The 21,798-nt window shown below is 68.5% G+C and carries 22 protein-coding genes; 10 read left to right on the top strand and 12 right to left on the bottom strand.

Annotation, left to right across the window (positions count from 1 at the left end):
• Nucleotides 1-356 (bottom strand): hypothetical protein (locus VNN10_14910; GenBank protein ID HXH23312.1); only part of this gene is annotated, 356 nt, incomplete at its 3' end.
• A 561-nt stretch (nt 357-917) separates the two neighbouring features.
• Entirely contained in the window at nt 918-1,580 is a 663-nt protein-coding gene (locus tag VNN10_14905) for an SRPBCC family protein (protein ID HXH23311.1), read from the bottom strand.
• Nucleotides 1,581-1,695: 115 nt separating this feature from the next.
• Between VNN10_14905 and VNN10_14900 the strand changes: the two genes are divergently transcribed.
• From VNN10_14900 to VNN10_14890, 3 genes are all read left to right on the top strand, one after another.
• Entirely contained in the window at nt 1,696-2,913 is a 1,218-nt protein-coding gene (locus tag VNN10_14900) for an LLM class flavin-dependent oxidoreductase (GenBank protein HXH23310.1), read from the top strand.
• Between the two features lie 121 nt (nt 2,914-3,034).
• Nucleotides 3,035-3,373, top strand: a complete 339-nt coding sequence (locus VNN10_14895; GenBank protein HXH23309.1) for a hypothetical protein — start codon at nt 3,035-3,037, stop codon at nt 3,371-3,373.
• A 194-nt stretch (nt 3,374-3,567) separates the two neighbouring features.
• On the top strand, nt 3,568-4,047 hold the full coding sequence (locus VNN10_14890) for a hypothetical protein (protein ID HXH23308.1): 480 nt from the start codon (nt 3,568-3,570) through the stop codon (nt 4,045-4,047).
• 62 nt (nt 4,048-4,109) lie between these two features.
• On the opposite strand, the gene VNN10_14885 is transcribed toward VNN10_14890, so the two are convergent.
• The gene (locus VNN10_14885; GenBank protein ID HXH23307.1) at nt 4,110-5,219 is read right to left on the bottom strand and encodes a DUF1786 family protein; all 1,110 of its coding nucleotides are present in this window, start codon (nt 5,217-5,219) and stop codon (nt 4,110-4,112) included.
• Between the two features lie 282 nt (nt 5,220-5,501).
• On the bottom strand, nt 5,502-6,191 hold the full coding sequence (locus tag VNN10_14880) for a nitroreductase family protein (GenBank protein HXH23306.1): 690 nt from the start codon (nt 6,189-6,191) through the stop codon (nt 5,502-5,504).
• A 241-nt stretch (nt 6,192-6,432) separates the two neighbouring features.
• On the opposite strand from VNN10_14880, the gene VNN10_14875 reads away from it, so the two are divergent.
• The 4 genes from VNN10_14875 to VNN10_14860 all read left to right on the top strand — a co-directional run bounded on the left by VNN10_14875 (nt 6,433) and on the right by VNN10_14860 (nt 10,984).
• On the top strand, nt 6,433-7,557 hold the full coding sequence (locus VNN10_14875; GenBank protein ID HXH23305.1) for an NAD(P)/FAD-dependent oxidoreductase: 1,125 nt from the start codon (nt 6,433-6,435) through the stop codon (nt 7,555-7,557).
• A 122-nt stretch (nt 7,558-7,679) separates the two neighbouring features.
• Nucleotides 7,680-8,336 carry a DedA family protein gene (locus tag VNN10_14870; protein HXH23304.1) on the top strand — a complete coding sequence of 219 codons (657 nt, stop codon included), beginning with the start codon at nt 7,680-7,682 and terminating at the stop codon, nt 8,334-8,336.
• A gap of 103 nt (nt 8,337-8,439) precedes the next feature.
• The gene (locus VNN10_14865; GenBank protein ID HXH23303.1) at nt 8,440-9,618 is read left to right on the top strand and encodes a hypothetical protein; all 1,179 of its coding nucleotides are present in this window, start codon (nt 8,440-8,442) and stop codon (nt 9,616-9,618) included.
• Nucleotides 9,599-10,984, top strand: coding sequence for a hypothetical protein (locus VNN10_14860; protein HXH23302.1), 1,386 nt, complete (start codon nt 9,599-9,601; stop codon nt 10,982-10,984). Before VNN10_14865 ends, VNN10_14860 begins: the two co-directional genes overlap by 20 nt.
• 38 nt (nt 10,985-11,022) lie before the next feature.
• Here VNN10_14860 and VNN10_14855 read toward each other — a convergent pair whose 3' ends face one another.
• From VNN10_14855 to prfA, 4 genes are all read right to left on the bottom strand, one after another.
• Nucleotides 11,023-11,634, bottom strand: coding sequence for an alpha/beta fold hydrolase (locus VNN10_14855; protein ID HXH23301.1), 612 nt, complete (start codon nt 11,632-11,634; stop codon nt 11,023-11,025).
• A gap of 38 nt (nt 11,635-11,672) precedes the next feature.
• Nucleotides 11,673-12,122, bottom strand: coding sequence for a hypothetical protein (locus VNN10_14850; protein ID HXH23300.1), 450 nt, complete (start codon nt 12,120-12,122; stop codon nt 11,673-11,675).
• Nucleotides 12,123-12,212: 90 nt separating this feature from the next.
• The gene (prmC, locus tag VNN10_14845; GenBank protein HXH23299.1) at nt 12,213-13,073 is read right to left on the bottom strand and encodes a peptide chain release factor N(5)-glutamine methyltransferase; all 861 of its coding nucleotides are present in this window, start codon (nt 13,071-13,073) and stop codon (nt 12,213-12,215) included.
• Complete coding sequence (gene prfA / locus VNN10_14840) at nt 13,070-14,140, bottom strand: peptide chain release factor 1 (protein HXH23298.1); 1,071 nt, start codon at nt 14,138-14,140, stop codon at nt 13,070-13,072. Before prfA ends, prmC begins: the two co-directional genes overlap by 4 nt.
• 290 nt (nt 14,141-14,430) lie before the next feature.
• On the opposite strand from prfA, the gene VNN10_14835 reads away from it, so the two are divergent.
• From VNN10_14835 to VNN10_14825, 3 genes are all read left to right on the top strand, one after another.
• A complete protein-coding gene (locus tag VNN10_14835) occupies nt 14,431-15,573 on the top strand; it encodes a hypothetical protein (protein ID HXH23297.1) in 1,143 nt (380 codons plus the stop codon).
• A gap of 74 nt (nt 15,574-15,647) precedes the next feature.
• Nucleotides 15,648-16,133, top strand: a complete 486-nt coding sequence (locus VNN10_14830) for a CinA family protein (GenBank protein HXH23296.1) — start codon at nt 15,648-15,650, stop codon at nt 16,131-16,133.
• 88 nt (nt 16,134-16,221) lie between these two features.
• Nucleotides 16,222-18,804: a DUF3458 domain-containing protein gene (locus VNN10_14825; GenBank protein ID HXH23295.1), complete on the top strand. Its 2,583-nt coding sequence runs from the start codon at nt 16,222-16,224 to the stop codon at nt 18,802-18,804.
• A gap of 58 nt (nt 18,805-18,862) precedes the next feature.
• On the opposite strand, the gene VNN10_14820 is transcribed toward VNN10_14825, so the two are convergent.
• The 4 genes from VNN10_14820 to VNN10_14805 form a co-directional block, all read right to left on the bottom strand.
• The gene (locus VNN10_14820; GenBank protein ID HXH23294.1) at nt 18,863-19,852 is read right to left on the bottom strand and encodes a GNAT family N-acetyltransferase; all 990 of its coding nucleotides are present in this window, start codon (nt 19,850-19,852) and stop codon (nt 18,863-18,865) included.
• A gap of 60 nt (nt 19,853-19,912) precedes the next feature.
• Entirely contained in the window at nt 19,913-21,124 is a 1,212-nt protein-coding gene (locus VNN10_14815; protein ID HXH23293.1) for an FAD-dependent oxidoreductase, read from the bottom strand.
• Nucleotides 21,125-21,204: 80 nt separating this feature from the next.
• Entirely contained in the window at nt 21,205-21,408 is a 204-nt protein-coding gene (locus tag VNN10_14810; GenBank protein HXH23292.1) for a hypothetical protein, read from the bottom strand.
• An 84-nt stretch (nt 21,409-21,492) separates the two neighbouring features.
• On the bottom strand, nt 21,493-21,798 hold a 306-nt coding region (locus VNN10_14805), incomplete at its 5' end, for a DUF72 domain-containing protein (GenBank protein ID HXH23291.1).

Raw genomic sequence — 21,798 nt, 5'->3', positions numbered from 1 at the left:
CGGACGATGGTGCTGCGGCCCAGATAGACGCCTCTCCGCCAGAGGCGGTCGCGCAGATGCCAGACGCTGACGCGCTCGCCGATGCCCTCCACGACCTCTAGCCAGACGTCCCACCAGTGACGCTTGCGCGGCTCGAGGACGGGGAAGCTGAGCTTGACGTGGGCGCCACAGCGGCAACGCAATCGGGGCACTGCCAGGACGATGACGCCAGAGAGAGTGCTGAGCTTGCGGCGGTAAACACCGTTACGCCGGAACGATGCCGGGTCGCGTGAGCCGCAACGGCTGCACCCCCAGGGCGGAACAGCCTGCAGCAGGCCCCTGGACACGTAAGCGTCCAGCAGACCCTGCAGAGACAACTCTAAGCAGCGCCTGCTCGCGGCCCTCACTGCCCTCAAAACAGCGTAGATAGCCTGCAGCTTCTCGGTCGGGCTGGGAGCTAGGATGGACTTTGACGGGACCTCCTCGATGAGTGTTGAACTGCACACTCACCTTTTCGAAAGGTCCCGTCTTACACACTCAATGGATCACTTCTCCGGAGGCACCTGAGCCGGCGGCTAGACTCGACGTTATGGAACTGGCAAGGTCCTGACCAGCGGAATCGTGTCTACGCCCTATCGAGCAGACTCGCCCATGCTCGTCCAGTGGTGAGGACGGCGGCATCCGGGACAGCCTAGAGTCAGCCCTCTAACCAACCCGGCAGCGACACCTGCCCCGGCCCTCAACGCTGCGGCGCCACAACCAGCTCGACGCCCGGGAGGTCGTTGGCGGCTGTCGTCCCGTCGAATTGGACTTATGTGACCAAATAGCCTAGAGACTGCCACCGGGAGGCCGAGAGGCCCGCCACTCGCTGAAAATGCCGAACGTCTCCTGAGAACTGGCTAGCATAGCTAGCCGGCAAGGCAAGGCGCCTGCCTCGCCTACGCTTCCGCGGCTGCGGCGGGCGCTTCCCGGCCGGCCTGCCCTTGCTGCTCGCGCCAGAGGCGCTCGGCGCGCTCCTTGACGCCCAGGAGCATCTTGCGCTCCATGACCAGGGACCCGGCCTCCATGAACACCACGGTGAACAGCCGCGATAGCAGTCCCGCCGGCGCGAGCCGGTTGCGGGAGACCAGACGCGTGACGCCGCCGGGCTGGGGATAGAGGGCGAAGAGCCAGGTGGACTTCTGCGGCTCCCACTGCACAAGCAAGTACTTCTCAGCCTCGAGCGCGACGACGCGCAGTCCCTGGCCCTTCTCGTTCAGCCCCAGCCACTCGCCCGCCTCCAGCCGCTGGAACTCGGGGAGGATGACGTCGCTGTTCTCGATGTCTATGCCGAGAAGGCGCTCGATCCAGTCATACGTGTAGGCGCCGGCGCGCGGGCGGGGCCCCATCTGCACCAACCAGGGCCAGATCGCCGACGGCGGCGCCTCGATGGTGATGGCGCGCGTCGTCTGGAGCCACGCGTCCGGCACTATGTCGTCGCCCGGCATCGGGCTGCTCACCTCCTCCGGCGTCGCGCCCCAGTTGAGCACCCGGGGGCGGCCGAAACGGGCGTAGCCAGCGCCCGCCAGCCCAAGTGCGAGCAAGGCGAGGGTCCTCTTCATGACGGTGCCTCCGCTTCGACGGTAGCGCAGACGCGGGCGCCTGGGCAGCGCCAAACGGCTCACGCCGGAGGGTGCTAGTAGTACAATCCCGCCACATCCATCGCCGGAGGCGGCCATGAAGTTCGGCCTCTTCTACGAGCTGCAACTCCCCAAGCCCCTGGACAACGACCAGTGGGACCCGGACGACGAGCGCCGGATCATCCACGAGGCCCTGGACCAGATCGAGTTCGCCGACAGGCTCGGCTTCGACTACGTGTTCGAGGTCGAGCACCACTTCCTGGAGGAGTACTCCCACTCCTCCGCGCCGGAAGTAGTGCTGGCAGCCGCCTCCCAGCGGACGAAGAACATCCGCCTCGGCCACGGCATCGTCCACATGCCGCCGCGGGTCAACCACCCGGCGCGCGTCGCGGAGCGCATCGCCACCCTGGACCTGGTGTCGGACGGGCGCGTGGAGTTCGGCACGGGCGAAGGCGCCTCGGACATGGAACTTGGCGGCTTCGGCACGCCGCGCGAGTTGAAGAAGGAGGCCTGGGAAGAGGCGCTGCGCGAATGCGTGCGCATGATGACCTCCGTCCCCTACGAGGGCTACGAAGGCGTACACTTCGGCATGCCCGTTCGCAACGTGATCCCCAAGCCACTGCAGAAGCCGCACCCACCCGTCTGGGTCGCCGCCTCGCGTCGAGAGACCTTCATGGTCGCCGGCCGTCTGGGCATCGCCCCCCTCGGCTTCGGCTTCGAGACGCCAGAGGAGGCGGCCGAGCGCATCGAGCGCTACTACGAGCTCGTACGCGAGTGCCGGCGCCCGATCGGCGCGGCCCTCAACCCCGCGGTTGCCACGGTCGGCAACCTCATGTGCGCGAGGACGGACGAGGAGGCCATCGAGCGCGGCCTGTCTGGCGCGCAGTTCTTCGGCTACTCGCTCGGGCGCGGCACGCCACCGAACCCGCCGCGCAATCCGGGGCGCGACCACCTCTACCGCGAGTTTCGCCAGCGCTTCGACGCCGCCCAGACGGAAGCCGCGCGCGACGCCGCCACGGCTCAAGAGCCGGCCGACGAGAGCGCGCGGGCCCTGTATCGCGCCGGCCGGAGGGGCGGGTTCATGGGCTCGCCGGAGTTCATCCGCAACAACCTGCGTCGCTACGAGGCGGCGCACCTGGACGCGATGATCTTCATCGCCCAGTGCGGCGACCGGAAGCACGAGCACATCATGGAGTCCCTGGAGCTCTTCGCGAAGGAGGTCATGCCCGAGTTCAAGGAGCGGCACCGCGAGCACCAGAAGTGGCGCGAGCGGCAACTGGACGGCGTCAAGTTCCCGGTCAACAGCACCATCTGAGCCGCACTTCCGGCCGCCCGGACTACCTTCCGGCGGGGCCGGATTCGAACGCCAGAGGTGCGCAGGCCCGGAGGCTTGCTGGGCCCGCGGCTCGCGATTCCGGAGGTCAGAGGTTCGCAGGATGACGAGGCCATCAGACATCAAAGACCCCGGCTATCGGGAGGCGATGGAGGCCGCTGACCGCGCGATCGACCAGGGCGACTACGCAGGCGCCGTGCGGGCCTGCGCGGAGGCCTACGTCCGGCTCGTCGCCCAGCGCCCGGACATCCTCAAGCCCGACCGCCAGGTACGCCCGTCGCTCTGGCCGCAGCTCGGCGTGCGCCTCGAAGTCGAACCCGGCGCCGAAGCGAGGCTCGTGTGGGAGCGCGAGCGCTTCACTATGTCCGAGGCGGCGACGTTCCTCGAGTTCGTCATGGACCAGGTCGTCCGGGCCGAGCGCACGCCTGCACCGCAGCCTTGAAGCTCCGGGCCGCCCTCCTGGCCTCACCGGCTGGAGGTCGTCCGCGGTGCGTCGCCGCCAGCTGGTGGTGATCAGCCACGCGCTTCCCGCGGGTCGCGGAGTGCGTCCCCCTCCTGGCCCCCCTGGCGCGCTAGACCCTCAGATCCGGCGTCGTTATGATGCCAGCGGTGTGACTTGAGGGCCTGGAGGGACGAATGAGGGCGCGGGTCGAAGAACGCTGGCGGGACACTGAGCACCTTCTCGTGCCGAGCCAGAAGTCCTACAGGGAGAGCCACCTCTCCGCCGTACGCAACATCGCCGAGGAGTACTTCCCCTTCCCGACGCCGGAGTATCCGCACTTCCGCACCTTCATCAACGAACCCGAGGTCGAGCAGAAGATATTCACGACGCTGGGCCGGGAGCTCACCCCGGACATCGTCGTCCTGCAGTGGCCGGAAAAGCACCCCGTGATGGTCGCCGAGGTCGTGACGCCGGACATGCTCCGCCCCGACGTCGCGGAGTCCTGGGCGCCTCTATCGCGCCTCAAAGGCGTGACATTCTTCCTTTACGTGCCGGCCGGCCACGCGGACGAGGCAAAGCGTCTGCTCAAGGCTCACAAGGTCAAGGATGTGCAGCTCCGCACCTGGAGGCACATCACCGGCCTGAAGACAATCGACATCACGAAGATCAATTAAGCGGCGCCGGCCGCGTAGTCCCCCGCTGTCTCTGCTTACCGCATTCTGGGCCTTGTAGTCCCCTACTCCTCCAGGGCCGCCTCGATCTCCTCACGCCACGCCGGCCAGCGGTAGGCGAAGGCGCGCAGCATGCCAAAGCAGCCGCTGATCATCATGTCGCCGTGCGGGGCGGCCAGGTAGGGGCGAAGCGCGGAGCCCCGCAGCCGCGACCGCTGCGGACCGGTGACGGCGACGAGCGGCATGTCCCCGCTTCCTCCCTGGCCCTCGACCTCCCGGTCGGGGCCCGCGTAGAAGGCGCCGTGCCCTTTTGACCCGAAGACCTCCTCGTGTCGAAGGGCGCCCTCTACGAGCCGGCGGGTGAAATCCTCGATCTGTTCCGTCGTCATTTCGCCGGTGTGGTGCTCGTAGAGCGAGACGATGCGCTCGCCCTGCAGGTGGAAGGCCAGGGCGTGCATGTTGCCGAGGTTCAGCACCACCTGCCGGCCAGCGCGGCGGACGACGGGGTCCTCCAGCGCCCCAAGCGCGGCCGCTGGCCCGGTGTCCAGGAAAACGGCGGGGAGGCCCTCCGGCAGGCAGCGCACCATCGAGCGCGCGCGCGTCAGGTACTCCGACAGTTCCTGCGGCAGGAAGGCGAACGCCCGCAAGTCGTTCTCGCGCTCGACCACGCTCCGCAGGTGGTCGAAGCGGAAGAGGCGGTCCGAGTAACCGGGAGGCGCATTGCCGTGGTCCAGGCACCCGGCGGCAACGGCGTCCCAGCCCCCGTCCGCGTCGAACGCGGCCAGGGCCCGCCGGATTGCCTCGAGGTCGAGGTCGCGCAGCACGACCCGCTCCGCGTCCGTCCCCCTGGCCTCGTCGTCCGAGACCAGGCGGACGCCCATCGCCTCGACCTTCTCGATCTCGTCGTCGAATGTCAGCGCCGCCTCCGGAGTGGCAAAGGCGGCGAGGCCGGCGCGGACGTGTTCCTCCAGCGCCCACGCGCAGGGCCCGCCGCCAGCGATTGTCCCCTCCAGCAGCACCGGCCTCCCCTGTTCCGTGGCCCGGCGGATGCGGCGGGCGGCGATCTGGGTTGGCGAGGGCATGACCATCTTGACGCTGTTCTCGACGGGCTGGGCAGTGTCGAACAGCAGGATGTCCTGCGTGCCGGTCCCGACGTCGACGGCAAGAATGCGCACTTCGCGATCATGCTAGCGCAGCCGCGCCCCGGCGGCTTCAGGCTGCTGGAAATGGGCACGCGACAGAAGAGGACCGGGCGCCGAGTCCGCGCGGACGCGCTCGGGCCCCGAACAGGCAGCAGCCCTTGTCCCTGCACCTCGACCGGCCCGCAGGCCCGGGTCGCGCTCGCAGGGGAGCCATCTGCCTCTACGGCGACGCCGCCTCGCTGGCTCGCCCTCAGCCCGGGCCATCTCTTGGTTCGTGCTCCAGGCGCTGCTCGTTCGCGCCCGTTGGGCTCCTACTCAACCTTCCTGGGCCGGCGCCACCCACTTGTCCCGCCAGCCCTGGTCTGGCTGTGCCTTCGCGAACGGCCACTCATTGCCCCAGCGGTCCAGGCTGGCGTGCTTCCAGACCGGCCGGCGGCTCACAGGCCCGAACTTGTCGCGCGGGTAGCCGACCGGAAGGAGCGCGAACGCCTGTTGTCCCTCCGGTATGCCGAGCTCCTGCGCGATCTTGTCGAAGTTGCGCATGAACAGAGTCGTCAGGGTGCTGCCCAGCCCCATGCCACGGCAGGCGAGGAGGAAATTCTGCACCGCCGGATAGATGCTGCCGCCAGCGTTCCTCGGCCCGCAGACGAACACGAGCACGGGCGCCTCCTGCATGTTGTGCGCCAGGTACGCCGCGGACCGCACCACCAACTGCTGTTGCCGCGGCAAGGCCGCGAGCCGCGCCGGGTCGGTCTCGACCTCGCGGTAGCCCGAGTTGTTCCAGCCGTCCTCATACCACTTCGCGACCTTCAGACGCAGTTCGGGGTCCCGGATGATGAGGAAGTGCCACACCTGCTGGTTGCCGCCCGCCGGGGCCCGGATCGCGGCGTCGATCACCTGGAACAGGACTTCGTCCGGCACCGGGTCGGGCTTGAAGCGGCGCAGGGCGCGCGTCGTATAGAGCGCCTCGAACAGGCCTGTCTGCTCCGGTGGCTTGATCTCCATAGAAGCTCCTTCGAACTACCTCCGCGTGGTTTTCGAACTATACAGGTGTCCCGCCGGACGGGACCCCGCCCATCGGCCTCCGCGCGCAGCAACGGTTTCGTCCCTGGGAACGCTCACGCCGCCACTTCGATGCTATCGCCGTCAGAACGGGACGTGCTCGCGGCCGGCCTGCTTGCGGCTCGGCAGGCTGCGCGGCGCCCGGCTCTTGGGATAGCATTCCCTGACACGAAAGGGGTGGCGAATGTATGACGCGATAGTAGTCGGCGCCCGCTGCGCCGGCGCCCCAACGGCGATGCTGCTCGCCCGCGAGGGCTTTCGTGTCCTCCTGCTGGACCGCGACACCTTCCCCAGCGACATCATGTCCACCCATTACATCCACCCGCCAGGCGTCGCCGCGCTGTCGCAGTGGGGTGTGCTGGACGCCGTGCTCGCGTCCGGGTGCCCGCCCCTGCGCCGGACAAGCTTCGCCCTCGGCCCTCAGGTCACGGTCAGCGAGCACGACCCCGAAGGCAGGGCTATCGCCCTCTGCCCGCGGCGCCACGTTCTCGACAAGATACTCGTGGACGCGGCCGTTAAGGCCGGAGTGGAGCTGCGGGAGGACTTCGTCGTCCGTGACCTGCTCTTCGCGCCGGACGGGGCCGTCACCGGCATCACGGCCCGCGACGCTGCCGGGCGGACCGTGAGCGAAGAAGCGCGCATAGTTGTCGGCGCCGACGGCCTCCACTCCCGGGTGGCGAGGCTGGTGCAGCCAACCGAGTACAACCGCGTCGAAACCCTCCTCTGCGCCTACTACTCCTACTTCTCCGGCGTCGAGGTCGAGCGGGACTGCATCTACCTCTACGGCACCCTCGGCGCCGGCGTCCTCGCGTTCCCAACGAACCGCTCGCTTCTCTGCATCGCCGCGGCGCGGCCCCGCGCGCAGATGGCGGCGTTCCGGGCGAACATGGAGGCGGCCTTCTTCGAGAGCATAGAGCTCGCGAACGCTGAGTTCGCCGCCAGGGTGCGGGCCGGGCGCCGTGAGGAGCGCTTTCTCGGCACCGGCGACCTGCCGCACTACTTCCGCAAGCCATATGGCCCCGGCTGGGCGCTGGTAGGGGACGCTGGCCTGCACCTCGACCCGACGAACGGCCTCGGGATCACGAAGGCGTTCTCCGAAGTGCAGCTCCTGGCGCCCGCGCTGGCAGCGGGCCTCCGCGGCCAGCGCCCCATGGACGAGGCGCTGGCCGAGTATCACGCGCGGCGCGACCAGCAGTGGGTGCCGCTGGGCCAGCAAAACCTGGAAATGTCCTCCGCGGTTGGCCTGGCGGCACCGGGTCGCTTTCGACCGTGGAGCGAGATCGAGGCCGAGATCGCCGCCGCCCCGTAATCCCGTCTCCATCGGGGACGGGACCATGTTTGACACCCGTTCGGGCGGCTGCCTATCCTCGCCATGATGACCCGCCCCGCAGCCTCCCCGTCAGGCCGCGCCGAGTCGGGTGGAGGCGCGCCGTGCTGAGCGGTATCGAAGACGCGCTCCTCGATTTCACCCGCGACACATACGACTTCATGCAGTGGCCGGGCGTAGTCCTGCTCATGGCGCTCGAGACTGTGATCTTCTTCATCCCCAGCGAAGCCGTGATGACCCTCGCGGGCTGGATGCTGGTGAAGGAGAAGGGCCACGGCTACGAACTGCTGCCCCTGGCGGGAGCCCTCGGAGCGCTGGGCAGCACGCTCGGCTCGATCTTCGCCTACTACGTCGGCGTATGGGGCGGCCGCCCCCTCCTGGAACGCTGGGGGCGCTATGTCTTCGTCTCCCCGGCCGACCTCGACGACGCCGAGCGCTTCTTTGCCCGCTGGGGCAAGGTTGCCGTCTTCGCCGGGCGCATGGTGCCGCTGGTGCGGACCTTCATCAGCGTCCCGGCCGGCGTCGCCCGCATGAACCTCTGGAGCTTCACCATCTACACCTATGCTGGCTCCTTCATCTGGTCGCTCCTGCTGGCCGTGATCGGCTACGAGTTGGGCGAAAACTGGGCCGATATCCGCGACTGGATGCGTCCTATCGAGATTCCCACAGCGGCTCTGCTTGTGGTATTAGTGGCGTGGTACGTCGTTCGACACGTCAAGAAGGCATGGGAGGCGCCACAACCATCGGGTCCTGAGGCCTGAGCGCGCCAGCAAGGCGGGGTGTTGGTCCGCATTCGCCCCTTCGAGGGGAGGCTCGGCTAGAGCCGGTCGAAGGAGCGTACGGGCCCTGGCCTGACAGGCAACGATGGCAACTAGAGCAAGACGGCCGCTCCTTCACTACTCGAAGGCCGCGGCCCTTCCCCGCAGCGCCCCAACTTTCCCGCCGCTCCGCCTCGCCGGCGCACTCGGCCTGATTTTCGTCTTTGCGGGCGTCCTTCTCCTCGTCCTCGACTTGCTGCGTTCCCCCTCACCGGCGCCGGTTCCAGGAGCAGCCGAGTACCTGGTCCTCGCCGAGTTCGGCCCGAGCGCGGATACGGTCTATCGCGTCGACCCGGCGCGGCCGTCCCGCCGCAGCAGGTTGCTCCGGGTCCCCCACGCCCCCGAATACGGAATGATTGCCTCCGCCTCGCCCGATGGACGAGCCTTCGCCTACACCGTCCTGCCGCCTGAAACGCCGGCCCCCGCACCGGACACGCCGGCAGAGCTTTGGACGGCCAGCATGGACGGCACGGCGCCGCGACGCCTGGGCGTCGCATTCGACCTGCGCGTGAGGCCGCTTTGGTCGCCGGACGGGTCGAGCCTCGTCGTACGCCGGTCGGGCTCGGCGATCGACCCCCCGGCAGGTACGGAGGGGCCTTACGAGCTGGTGCAGGTGAGGGTACCGGACGGAGCGGCCTCGGTGCTCGCCCGCTCCGAAGTCGCCCTCTTCCCGGCAGGGTTCAGCCCGGACGGACGTACCTTCTACTACGCCGCCGTCTCGAGGGCGGGCTCTGACCTCTATGGAGTCGACACCGTAGCCTTGACGGGCGCGCCAGTAGCGCGGCTCTCCGATGACCTGACCCGCGACTGGGCTCTCTCGCCGGACGGGTCCAGGCTGGCCTTCCTCACGCTGACGCCGGACGGGCCGCGGTCCCGTTCTCAGGTGCAGGTACTGGAGTTGGCGACTGGAGCGCTCGCCGCCGTGGGCGAGGCTGGCGACGAGTTCGGCCCGGCCTGGACGCCGTCCGGCGGCCTGACGCTGGGCGCACTCCGCGGCGGGGCCGGGGCGGTGCTTCTAGACGGCGAAGTCCTTGGCTCTCGCCCGCGCGGGTTCGACGTGCCCCTGTCCTGGTCTCGCTCAGGCGCCCGTGTCGCGGCCCGCTCCTTCGACGGCCCCAGCGCCACATCGCCGGGGTTGGCCTCGCTCGTCGTCATAGGCCGCGACGGCCAACGCCGCACCATCGCCCAGGGAGAGGTCACCTTCATTGGCTGGACGTATCGCTAGGCGGGTCCTTTCGCTCCTGAGTGGCCAGCGACGGCTGGCCCTGGCTGCGGCCGCTTTCCTGCTGGCGGTCATGGCGGCGGTCGCGCCGGCGCGCCCGGCGCGCGCGGAGTGCATCTTTCCGACGGCGCCGACGACATACGAGGACCTCAAGGACCGCTCTCTCTTCCTGACGACCATCGAACTCGCCGCCGCGAACATGCTCTTCCCGGGCGACCCCTACTTCGGTATCCCGAACCTGGAGTTTGGACCACGCACCTCGCGCTCGACCCAGCCGGGTCGCGTGCCCCCGACCCTGATGAAGGCCATCTCCTGGATCGAGAGCAGCATCACGCAGGCGGCGGTCGATGTGCCCTTCGGGTCGATTGGCCCGGCGCTGGTGTCTTTCGACTGCGGCCATGGGATCGCGCAGGTGACGTCCGGCATGACGGTCGCCCTGGGCGAAGGCGGGCGCGCCTCGCCGGAACAGGCCCTCGTCGCCACGCACTTCGCCTACAACATCGCCCGCGGCGCTGCCATCCTGGCCGACAAATGGAACCAGGCGCCGGAGCTGAGGCCGGTGGCCGGCACGGACACCAACGGCCTGCCCGAGCTCCTGGAGAACTGGTACTTCGCCGTCTGGAGCTACAACGGCTTTACCGGGCCGGGGGCGAACCGCAGCAACCACCCGATGGACCCGGTCTACGGCACCTGGCCGCGGCCCCAGTATTCCTGCGGCCCCTCCGGGGACGGCAAGGGCCACAACCGGGCCAACTACCCCTATCAGGAGCTGGTCTTCGGGTGCATTGCGAACCCACCGATCGTGGACGGCAGGCCGCTCTGGCAGGGCATACCCGTCTCGCTCCCGGACCTCAGCAACCCCGCCTGGCGGGAGCCACTAAAGCTCGCGAACTTCGTCTTCCCCTACGCGAGCATGGACATCCCGACGCCTCAGCCTTTCCACCTGGACCCGACGCCCCTTCCCGACCCACGGCTGCGCGAGCGCGTGCTTGGCTCGCCCCAGCTCAGAGTGTCCAGGCCCGAAGTCAAGCTGGGTGTAGCGCCCGGCAGCGGCTCGACCGTGGAGACGATCACGATCGAGAACGCCGGCACCGGCGTCCTCGCCTGGTACGCCATGGCCACCGAGCCCTGGATCGTCCTCCGGCCTTATGCCGGCGCGGCCGTCGGGCCGAACCTCCCCTGCGCGCCTCAGGCGCCCTGCGACCGCAACGGCAAGCTAGAGGTCACCGTGGACGCGTCGCGCGCTCCTCCCGGCCGCCGCACGGCCGCCATTCGCATCCAGGCCCTCGGGACGGGTCAGAGCTTCATCGTCACGGTGGAGGTCTCGCAGGTCATCCGCCTCGGCGTGCCCGGCATCACGCGGCACTAAGGGCATGTCTTCCGCGCCGCAACCCGAAGTCCCCTGCGCTACTTCAACTCCGTGATCAACCACTCCCCAACGAGGCGCCGGACATCACCCGCTGCCTGGCGCAGGCTGTGGCGAGCGCCGGGCAGGAGCACCAGCCGCTTCGGTTCCTTGGCGATGGCGTAAATATAGCGCGAGCAGTCCGGCGGCAAGCGGACGTCGTCCAGGCCGTGGATGAGGAGGATGGAGCGCGGTGCTAGCTTCGGCGCGTCCAGCGCGCCCGCCGTCTGGGTGCTCAAGGTGACCACCGTCTTCACTTCAGGCGTGAAGGCGCCGACGCGGATCATCACGGCGCCCCCGAAGCTGTGGCCGACCAGTCCGAAGCGCCTGACGCCACGACGCTTCATTTCCTCGACGGCCGCCAACACGTCGGTCGCGCCGTTGGCGACGATCCCTGGCGCGCGCCGGTCGCGAAAGTCGACGCGCAGCACGCCGATGCCGTGCGGCGCAAGGTCCTCGGCCAGCGCCGGGAAGAGGCCGTCCGCCGGGCCATCGAAGCCCCCGTCGAAGCCGCCCACGCAGACGACGACAGCGCCGTTTTCGGCGGGCGGATGGAAGAGGGCGCGCACCGGCCCCCGCACGCTGGCGATTGCTAGCTCCTGAGCCTCGGCCATGCCTGGATGATCTTACGCGCGCGGCGGGCCGTGCTGGCTTAGCGGCGGCCCATCATGCCGGGCCCGGCCCCGGGCGGGCGCGACATCCTTACCGTGGCGAAGGCGTTGGGAATGCGCTTGATGCGCTGTATAAGGCTCGGCGGCTTGACCATCTCCGGGGGACGCTCGATGGCGACCACCCGCCAGCCAGCCTCCGTCAGCCGCCATGACTCCTTGAGGGCGAAGCTTCCATAGCCGGTGAACCGCACCAGGCTCTGGCCGGTGTCGCCCTCACACTTCGCCTCCAGCACCTCGAAGCTCACTATGTCGTCCGGCCGCGGCAGACGCATCCGGCCCGGTTGGCCTCCGCCGAGCATCTGACGCATCTGCGCCGCGGCCTCCGGGTGGATGTAGGCCAGGAAGCCCTGGAAGTCCATCTCCTTGCGCGCCTCGGCATGGTCCCTCACCGCGGCAAGGAAGCGCTGCTCGGGGGTCCTGTTCTCGGTCATGCCCTCACCCTCCGGCGGCCGGGATCAGCCCGGCCCCAATGAGAGATTAGCGGAAATCGCGCCGCAAATCTGCCCAAATCTGTGCGATGGTCAGTCTTGCGGGGCGATGATCAGTGCCCGATCCAGGCCTGCAAGGTCGGGGAGGGTCTCCAGCCGATACCCCGGGAAGCTCTGTCGCGCGGCTTCCCTGACGGCCTCCGCCTGCCCGGCGCCGAACTCGATGACGACGCACCCCCTCGGCCGCAGGTAGCGCGGCGCCTCTCGCAGCAATTCCCGCACCAGGTCGAGGCCGTCCGGGCCGCCATCGAGGGCAGAGCGAGGTTCGTGGTCCCGGATCTCGGGCGGCAAGCGCTGCCATTCGCCCGAGGTCACGTAGGGCAGGTTGGCGACCACCACGTCCACGTACTCCGGGAGGGGCGTGAGGAGGTGGCCCCGATGGAAATACACGCGGTCAGCGACGCCGTGCCGCTGGGCGTTCCGCCGCGCGACCTCCAAGGCCTCCGGAGACACGTCCACAGCGTGGACGTCCGAGCGCGCCACGTTCATCGCCAGGGCCACCGCGATCGCTCCGCACCCCGTCCCGATATCGGCGAAGACCGGGCCGCGACGGATGCGGCTTCGCGCCTTCCCCAGGGCTACAGCCGCCTCGACCAGCAGTTCCGTCTCCGGGCGAGGGATCAGGGTGGCGCGGGTGACCTCGAAGTCGATGCCGAAGAACTCGCGGCGTCCGACAATATAGGCCGTCGGCTCGTGCGCCAGCCTGCGCGACAGCATCGCCTCGAAGCGGCAGGTCGCTTCGCCGGAGATGCCATCGCGCAAGCCCGACAGCATCTCTTCACGCGAGAGGCCGAGCGCGTGACGCAGCAGCACTTCGGCCTCGATGGCGGCGTCCTCGATTCCGCCTGCCTCGAGACGCCTCCGCGCGTCCGCAAGTGTCTCCGCGATCGTCAAACGAGGGACTCTTCCAGGCGCTGCGCCTGGTCCGCCGTCGCAACGGCGTCAATGACGTCGTCAATCTCGCCGTCCAGGAAGGCTTGCAGGTTGTGGCGCGTGAACCCTACGCGGTGGTCGGTGACGCGGTCTTGCTGGAAGTTGTAGGTGCGGATCTTCTCGGAGCGGTCCCCGCCCCCGACCTGCAGCCGACGGCTCTCCGAGAGCTGGGCCGCCTGCTCCTCCTCGCGCATTTGCAGCAGACGCGACTTGAGGATCATCAGCGCCTTCGTCTTGTTCTTCAGCTGCGAGCGTTCGTCCTGGCACTGCACGACCATCCCGGTCGGCAAATGCGTAACGCGCACGGCAGTGGCCACCTTGTTCACGTTCTGGCCGCCGGCCCCACCCGAGTGGAAGATGTCCCACTTCAGGTCCTTCTCGTCGACATCGACCTCGATGTCCTCGGCCTGCGGCAGGACGGCGACCGTGGCCGCGCTCGTGTGGATGCGGCCCTGCGCCTCCGTCACCGGCACGCGCTGGACGCGGTGGACGCCGCTCTCGTACTTCAGGCGCGAGTACGCCCCCTTGCCGTGCACCTCGAAGATGATCTCCTTGAAGCCACCCTTTTCGCTCTCGCTCGCCGACAGGACCTCCACGCCCCAGCCCTTGCGCTCGGCGTAACGCGAGTACATGCGGAAGAGGTCGCCGGCGAAGAGCCCCGCCTCCTCGCCGCCCGTCCCCGCGCGCACTTCCACGATCACGTCGCGGTCGTCATGCGGGTCCCTGGGCAGCAGGGCGAGCTTGATCTGCTCCTCCAGGCGCGCCTGCTTGTCTTCGAGGGCCTCGATCTCCTCTTTCGCCAGGCGCGCGATCTCAGGATCGGAGCCCTCGTGGAGGAGAGAGCGCGCGTCCTCGATCTCATCCGTCACGCGCCGGTATTCGCGGTACAGGGACACGACGTCCTCCAGGGCGGCGCGCTCCTTCGCCAGCGCCTGCAGGCGCTGGTAGTCGCCCACCACGTCCGGCCGCGCCATCTCTTCCGTAATGGCGTCGAACCGCTCTTCGATAGCCTTCAGTTTGTCCAGCATCGTGTCCCAAACGCTACGAAACCCCCTGAACGGGGGTCCCGCCAGTCGATCCGTCTTGCCTCAATTTTATCACGCACCCTGGGGCCCCTGTGCCGCGGCCCGCGAGGCGCGGCAAGGCCGGCGCCTCTCTCCCGAGTCTCGGTCCGCCGTGAAGACCCGCGGTCTCCCGACAGCGGCTGTCAGCAGAAAGCGAGCCGGCCGGACGGGCCCGCCCCTGGATGGCTTATACTTGGGCGCGCGCACCTTGCGCCTCCCCGCACGGGGGAGCCTCTCGAGGATTCCACGAAGCTATGCCCGGTAGGATCACTCTCGTTGGCGCCGGCGAACTGATGTCCGCCATGAGTCGCGTGCACCGTGAGGTGCTCGCGGGCGTGCAGGAGCCGGCCCGGCCCGTCTTCCTCGATACGACGGCGGGCTTCGAGCCCAACGTCGACGCCATCGTCCAGAAGGCGCTCGACTACTACCGCCACTACCTCCAGCTCGACCTGCGCGTGGCCAGTTTCCGCCACCGCGAACGCGAGCCCGAGCACCGCGTCGCTGCCGCGGTCGCAGAGGTGCGCGACTCGAACCTCATCTTCGCCGGCCCGGGAAGCCCGACCTACGCCATCCGTCACTGGCGCGATACGCCGGTCTGGGACGCCGTTGTCCAGCGCTTCGAGGAAGGGGCGGACGTGCTCTTCGCCAGTGCCGCCTCCATCGCTCTCGGCCGCTACGCCCTGCCGGTGTACGAGATCTTCAAGGTCGGCGAGGACCCGCATTGGCTGGATGGCCTCGACCTGTTCGGGCGCCTGGGCTTGAATGTCGCCATCGTGCCGCACTTCGACGACACCTCCGGCGGCGAGAACTTCGACAGCCGTTACTGCTACGTCGGCGCGGAGCGCTTCGACGTCCTGCAGTCCCTCTTGCCCCCGGACGTGACCATCGTGGGCATAGACGCTTACACCTCCGTGACGTTCGACCATCACAGCGAGACCGCCCGCGTCACGGGCCAGTCAGGAATCACGCTGATCGGGGACGGCGACAGCCGTCGCGTGGAGGCCGGTGAGACCGTGCCCTTCGACGCCTTCCGCAGCCATGACCGGCACGTGGTGACTACTTTCGACCCTCGACGCTCGGTCTCGGGCTACGAGTTCTCGGATGGCCCCGTGAGCCAACCGGACAACGCGGCTGAATTCGTCCGCTTTGTCGAAGGGCTGTCGAGCTTGCCGGCGGAGCAGCGCGTCGAACTGCTGGCGCAGGTGCAGGCCCTCACCAGGCGCCTCAAAGCCGACTCCTCGATCGAGGGCGCGCTGATCGAGTTGATCGTCGACTTGCGCTCGGCATTGCGCCGCCAGAAGCAGTTCGACCTCGCCGACCACCTCCGAGACGCCCTCGCTGGCCTGGGCATCGAAATCGGTGATACGCCGCAAGGCAGCACCTGGAGCAAGCGTTAGGTGCCGCGGCCGGAGGCCCCGGCCCGGCCGTCGAGCGAAGGCCTCGCAGTCCGCGTCCCGTACGGAAGGCTGAGGTGACAACGGAGGCTCAACAGCTGGCGTCGCGCGTGATCGCGCTGCTTTCCGGGCGTGGCCTCACTCTCTCCGTCGCCGAGTCCTGCACGGGCGGCTTCATCAGCCATCTTCTCACCAACGTGCCGGGCAGCTCGCGCTGCTTCCTGGGCGGCGCCACGGCCTATCACAACCGGGCGAAGACGGCGCTCCTCGGCGTTCCCGAGGACCTCCTGCGCGAGCACGGCAGCGTGAGCGCAGAGGCTGCTCTCGCCATGGCGCGCGGCGTGAGGGAGCGGCTGGACGCCGACATCGCCATTGGCGTCACGGGAATCGCGGGACCCGGTGGCGGCTCACCCCAGAAGCCGCCCGGCACCGTGTACATCGCCCTGGTCGTGCGCGACCGCCTCTCGCATGTGCGCCACGAACGCTGGGAAGGCGACCGCCAGGCCTACAAGGAGCAGACAGCGGCCCGTGCCTTTCAGGTCATCGAGGAGTATCTCGACTAGGCCATTCCTTGTAGAGTGATGCGAAGAAGGAAGCGGCTGGCCGGCAGCCGCTGGGTCTTTATGTCAACTGTGCCAGGGAGCGTTGCACGTGACTGACCTCATCGAAGCCGGGGTCGCCTGCCGGGCGCACGGCCTCCTCTCCGCCCGGGCTGACGGCCGCTTTCCCCTCCCCGGAGACAAGCCCCGCTACCCGCGTGACCGGGCCGTCGACATCAAGCACATGCGCCTGGACGTGGCCCTGGACCTGGCCGAGGCGCGGATCGAGGGTTCCGTCACGCACACTTTCGCGCCCATAAACGACGGCCTGCGACGGTTCGACCTGGACGCTGTCGGCCTCGAGATCCGCCGCGTCTCCCTGGGAGGCGAGCGCGACCTGAGCTTCAGCCTCTCCGAAGGCCGCCTCCGCATCGACCTCGATTCGCCGCGGAAGGCCGGGGAGGACCTCAGCGTCACGGTCGAGTTCCGGGGCGAGAACCCGCGACGGGGCCTCTACTTCATCCGGCCGGACGAGGCCTACCCCCACAAGCGCCTCGAAGCCTGGACCCAGGGCCAGGACGAGGACAGCAAGCACTGGTTCCCCTGCTACGACTTCACGAATGACCTGGCGACCAGCGAACTGCACGTCACCGTCAAGGAGCCCAACACCGTAATCGCCATCGGCGAGCTCACCGGCGTTGACCAGAACCCGGACGGCACTCGCACCTTCCACTGGCGCCAGGACGTGCCCCACGTCACTTACCTGACCAGCGTCGTCGCCGGCCAGTTCGGCGAAGTCAGGGACGAGTGGGACGGCATACCCATTACCTACTACGTGCCGCCCGGCCGCGAGGCCGACGGTCGGGAGGTCTTCAAAAACACGCCCGAGATGATGCGGCTCTTCTCCGAGAAGACGGGCGTCCGCTATCCCTACGCCAAGTACGCCCAGGTGGTCGTGCAGGACTTCATTTTCGGCGGCATGGAGAACGTAAGCGCGACTACCGTCACGGAGAACATCCTCTATGACGCGCGCGCCCGGCTTGACCAGGACCCTGACTACCTCATCGCCCACGAGCTGGCCCACCAGTGGTTCGGGGACTTGCTCACCTGCCGCGACTGGTCGCACGGCTGGCTGAACGAGGGCTTCGCCACCTTCTGTGAGCTGCTCTGGCACGAGCACCAGCGCGGCACCGATTGGTACCGCTACTACCTCCAGCAGGAGGTCGACAGTTACCTGACCGAGGCCTCCTCACGCTACCGGCGGCCAATCGTCACAAACGTCTACAACTACCCGATTGACCTCTTCGACCGCCACCTGTACGAAAAGGGCGCTGTCGTCCTCGACATGCTCCGGCACGAGTTGGGGGAAGACCTCTTCTGGAAGTCTGTGCGGCTCTACGTCGCCACCAACCGCAGCCGCAACGTCACCACCCCGGACCTCCAGAAGGCGATCGAGACGGCGACGGGACGCAACCTGGACTGGTTCTTCGACCAGTGGGTCTACGGCGCCGGCCACCCGGAACTGAAGGCTGAGTATTCCTGGGACGAGGAGTCGAAGGCGGCCAGGCTGTCCTTCAAGCAGACGCAGGAAGGCGAGGACGTCGCGCGCGAGTTCCGCCTCCCCATGACCGTGGACTTTACCAGCGAATCGGGAGAGCGCACCGCCTTCCGCATCGAGCTGGCGCAGCGGGAGCAAGCGTTCCACTTCCCCCTGACCTCGAAGCCGAAGCTCGCGCGCGTCGATCCCGGCGGACACATCCTCAAGACCATGGACTTCCAGCGTCCCGCCGAGATGCTGCGCGAGCAGCTTGCCCGGGATGACGACGTACTCGGGCGCATCGCCGCCGCCCGCGCCCTGGGCAAGAAAGGGGATGTCGAAGCGATCCGCGCCCTCGGTGCGGCGCTGCGCGAAGACCCCTTCTTCGCCGTCCAGGCCGAGGCGGCGAAGGCGCTGGGTTCGATAAGGACATCCTTGGCCCTAGAGGAGCTCCTCACCGGCGTCGGCCTCCCGAACCCGCGCGCGCGCCGCGCGGTCATGAGCGCCTTGGGCGAGTTCCGCGACGAGCGCGCCGCCCGCGCTCTCGAGCGCGTCCTCTACGAGGGTGACGAGAGCTACTACGTCGAAGCTGCCGCCGCGGCTGCCATCGGTAAAACGCGCCAGCCCGGCGCGCTGGCCGCCCTGCAGCACGCCCTTGGCAAGGACTCTCAGAACGAAGTCATCCGCAGCAGCGTCATGTCCGGCCTGGCGGAGCTGCGGGACCCGCAGGCTCTGCCCATCGCGCTCGAGTGGACACGGTGGGGGAAACACCATTCCGTGCGCGCGGCCGCGGCGTCCGCCCTGGGGAAGTTCGCGGAGTTCGTGCCGGAAAGCCAGAAGGGCGACGTCCTCGACAGGCTCTGCGAGCTCATCGCCGACGGCTGGTTCCGCGTCCAGGTCAGCGCCATCGAAGCCCTCGCCGAGGTCAAGGACGCCCGCGCCATCCCTCACCTCGAGCGCGCGGTCGAACGCGAGGTCGACGGGCGGGTCATCCGTAGCGCCCGCGACGCGATCGCGAAGATCAAGGCCGGTCAGGACAAGGGCGACGAGCTCAAGAAGCTGCGCGAGGAGGTCGACAAGCTGGCCGAGGAGAACCGCTCCTTACGCGACCGGCTGGACCGGCTGGAGGCGCTTTCGAAGCCGCCGGCAGGGACCTGACGCCTGCGGAGGCCATGCTCGCGCCCCGGACGAACAGACAGGCCCGGCCTGCCGGCGTTTAGTCCTTCGCCCAGGCAATCCTCGGGTCGATGCGGCGCTCGAGCGTATACCCGAGCGGCATGAACCCTTTGCTCTGCCAGAACCGCGCGCCGAGCAGGTTCGGCGAGAAGTAGCCGACGGTGCACACCTCGTAGCCCTGCTCGCGCGCCCAGGCGAGGCCGCGGTTCACCATCGCCGCCCCAATGCCGCCCGCCCGCGCCGCCTCGTCTACGAAAGCGATCCACAGGTAGACGGAGCCATCGGGCGTCAGACGGTCGTCAGGGCCCGGAGGCGTGAAGATCATCAGACCTACTGGCTGCCCCTCCTGCCGGGCCACGAAGTAAGCGTTTCTGCCCTCCGCCATGCTGGCGCGCGTGGTCTCCCGGGCGCGCTCCGCTGCCGGGCCCAGGCGCTCGATCCGCGGGTGAAGTATCGGCGCGGTGGCATTGTACCGGCGCAGGCCGGCCCGCAGCGTCCAGACCTCCTCGAAGGCCTCCAGGCCGACCTGGCGGATCACCACCTCGGCCTCGGGGCCGCGGACGGGGGACGCTGCCCGCCAGTTGTATACCGAGTACTGCCCGAAGCCCAGGGAGAACCAGGCGCCGACCGCCACGTCGTCCGTGGAGGGGACCTGGACGTAGTGCACGAAGCAACCGCGTTCCAGCCACCGGGTTGCGGCCGCGGCGTACATCCACCGCCAGGTCTCCGCGCCCTCGGACGGGAGCACGGCGGCCATCGTGGTCGAGACCTCGGCGACGTTCTCCATCGTCTCGTTCGAGAACGACGCTACCAGGTATCCCACCACCCGCCCGCCGCGAGAGGCGACCACGCCCACCGCCGGTCCGCACGTCCTCTCGACGAGCCCATAAGCCGCCTCCGGGTCCTCGTAGCGGGCCGGCAGCATCGGTTCGCGCACGCGGTCCGCGGCATGGGCTCGCGCGAGCACGACGGCCGCCTCGGCCCAGTGCTCCCGGCCGAAGGGCTCGATCTCCAGGCCCGCAGGTGTCATCCCGGCACGCTCCATGTGCTCCTTCCTTGCGTCCTGGCGTAGCGCATCCATCCGCGCGCCTCAGCCCGCCTCGATGTCGTGACGTCCCAGGTCGCCAAGCTTGCGCAGGTAGTTTCGCACCATGAGCAGCGCCGTCGTGCCTTCGCCGACGGCGCTGGCCAACTGCTTCGTGCTCCCATCGCGCACGTCCCCCGCCGCGAACACGCCCGGGAGCGAGGTCTCGAAAGTGTCGCTCGTCACGATGAACCCGGCAGCGTCCAGGTCGAGCGACCCGGCCAGCCAACCGCTGTTCGGGCTCTGGCCGATGAACACGAAGACGGCGTCAGGGTGGAATTCGCGAACCTCCCCGCTCTTGAGGTCCTTGGCGTACACCGCCCTCACTCGCGAATGTCCCTTGAACTCCGTGACCTGCATGCTCGTCATTATCTCGAAGTTAGGCAGCGACCGCGCCTTCTCCTGCAGGAGCGCGCTCGCCCGCAGCTCCCGGCTGTGATCGACGAGCAAAACCTTCTCCGTGAACTGAGTCAGGAAGATGCCTTCCTCCACTGCCGAGTTCCCACCCCCGATTACCATCAGCTCTTTCGCGCCGCGGTAGAAGGGACCATCACAGGTCGCGCAAAAGTGAATGCCAGCGCCGATCAGCTCCTCTTCGCCCGGGACGCCGAGGCGCCGGTAGTGAGAGCCGGTAGCGATGATGGCCGAATGGGAGCGGTATTCGTGGCCGTTATCCGTGAGGCAGACGATATCGTGACCTTCCCGCCGGATGGACCGGACGCCAACCGCGGACAGCAGCTCGACCCCGTAGCGGCGCGCCTGCTCGACGAAGCGGTCGGCGAGGTCCGCGCCCCTGATGCCCTCGGGAAAGCCCGGGTAGTTGTCGATGCGCTCGGTCACGCCCGCCTGGCCACCGAGGGCGCTCTTCTCGATCACCAGGCAGTCGATGCCCTCCCGGGCGCCGTAGATCGCCGCCGTCAGGCCGGCCGGCCCGCCCCCGATGATGATGAGGTCGTAAAAGGACCGCTCGGCTTGCAGGGTCAGGCCCAGCTTGCGGGCCAGGTCGTCGTTCGATGGCTCGGCGAGGTAGGAGCCGTCGGCGAAGACGATCGTCGGGATGATCTGCTTGCCGTTGTTCGTCTGCCGGACGAAGGCGGCCGCGTCCGGGTCCTTGTCGATGTCCACCCACTCATAAGGGACGCGCTGCTCGGAGAGGAACTGCTTGGAACGCCGGCAGTCCGGGCACCAGGGAGCGCCGTAGACGGTGACATCGGCCAAGACTGACCTCCGAGGTGGACACAAAGAGCGCTGGGGCGCCGCGGTGGCGCCCCAGCATTCTAGACGGTCACGCAGGCCGGTCAGGCGGCGCGGCTCGCGGGCACGGCCTCCGCACGCGCCTCCTTTCGGCCTTCGAGCGCCACTACCGGCGCCGCCGTCGGTACGACGCGGCCGCACTGCAGGCAAACCCACTCCGGGTCGTCCTCGCGGTTCAGGTAGGCGTCCCCGCCGCAGCGCAAGCAGGCCTTCGGCCTGAAGCTCAATCCAATACGTGTCGTGCTCATCCCGCTCCTCCAGGTGGAGTTGGCCTGATTATACCCTTACCCCCATGGGGTATCAAGCCTGGCGGTGCGGTTGTGTGGCGCCGCTCACCACTCCTGGACGGTCAGTTCCTCCGGCCTTGGCGTCGCCGAGACTCGGCGGCCGGCCTCCCGCACGAGGTCTGCCAGCGCGACCGCGTCGCGCAGGGCGCAGGCGTTGGCGTCGTTGTTGAAGAACACGAAGACGTCCTCGCGTTCATCCCAGGTCTCGATGAGGCGGCGCGCCCAAACGCCCAGGCACTCTTGCGTATAGCACGATTGAGGCGACGCCCTGCCCCAGTGCAGGCGGACGTAACCCCAGTCCGCCGTCTTCCAGTCGGCGGTCGCTAACGCCTCGCCCCTGTCGGCGAGGCA

The organism is Dehalococcoidia bacterium, assembly GCA_035574915.1.
Classification (GTDB): domain Bacteria; phylum Chloroflexota; class Dehalococcoidia; order DSTF01; family WHTK01; genus DATLYJ01.
The sequence above is the reverse complement of the archived record's forward strand: the minus strand, read 5'-3'. Positions and strand labels throughout refer to the sequence as shown.

Coding starts and splice junctions, on each gene's coding strand:
- VNN10_14905 (HXH23311.1), bottom strand. CDS start 1,580: ATGAAGAGGACCCTCGCCTTGCTCGCACTTGGGCTGGCGGGCGCTGGC.
- VNN10_14900 (HXH23310.1), top strand. CDS start 1,696: ATGAAGTTCGGCCTCTTCTACGAGCTGCAACTCCCCAAGCCCCTGGAC.
- VNN10_14895 (HXH23309.1), top strand. CDS start 3,035: ATGACGAGGCCATCAGACATCAAAGACCCCGGCTATCGGGAGGCGATG.
- VNN10_14890 (HXH23308.1), top strand. CDS start 3,568: ATGAGGGCGCGGGTCGAAGAACGCTGGCGGGACACTGAGCACCTTCTC.
- VNN10_14880 (HXH23306.1), bottom strand. CDS start 6,191: ATGGAGATCAAGCCACCGGAGCAGACAGGCCTGTTCGAGGCGCTCTAT.
- VNN10_14875 (HXH23305.1), top strand. CDS start 6,433: ATGTATGACGCGATAGTAGTCGGCGCCCGCTGCGCCGGCGCCCCAACG.
- VNN10_14865 (HXH23303.1), top strand. CDS start 8,440: ATGGCAACTAGAGCAAGACGGCCGCTCCTTCACTACTCGAAGGCCGCG.
- VNN10_14855 (HXH23301.1), bottom strand. CDS start 11,634: ATGGCCGAGGCTCAGGAGCTAGCAATCGCCAGCGTGCGGGGGCCGGTG.
- VNN10_14850 (HXH23300.1), bottom strand. CDS start 12,122: ATGACCGAGAACAGGACCCCCGAGCAGCGCTTCCTTGCCGCGGTGAGG.
- prfA (HXH23298.1), bottom strand. CDS start 14,140: ATGCTGGACAAACTGAAGGCTATCGAAGAGCGGTTCGACGCCATTACG.
- VNN10_14835 (HXH23297.1), top strand. CDS start 14,431: ATGCCCGGTAGGATCACTCTCGTTGGCGCCGGCGAACTGATGTCCGCC.
- VNN10_14820 (HXH23294.1), bottom strand. CDS start 19,852: ATGACACCTGCGGGCCTGGAGATCGAGCCCTTCGGCCGGGAGCACTGG.
- VNN10_14810 (HXH23292.1), bottom strand. CDS start 21,408: ATGAGCACGACACGTATTGGATTGAGCTTCAGGCCGAAGGCCTGCTTG.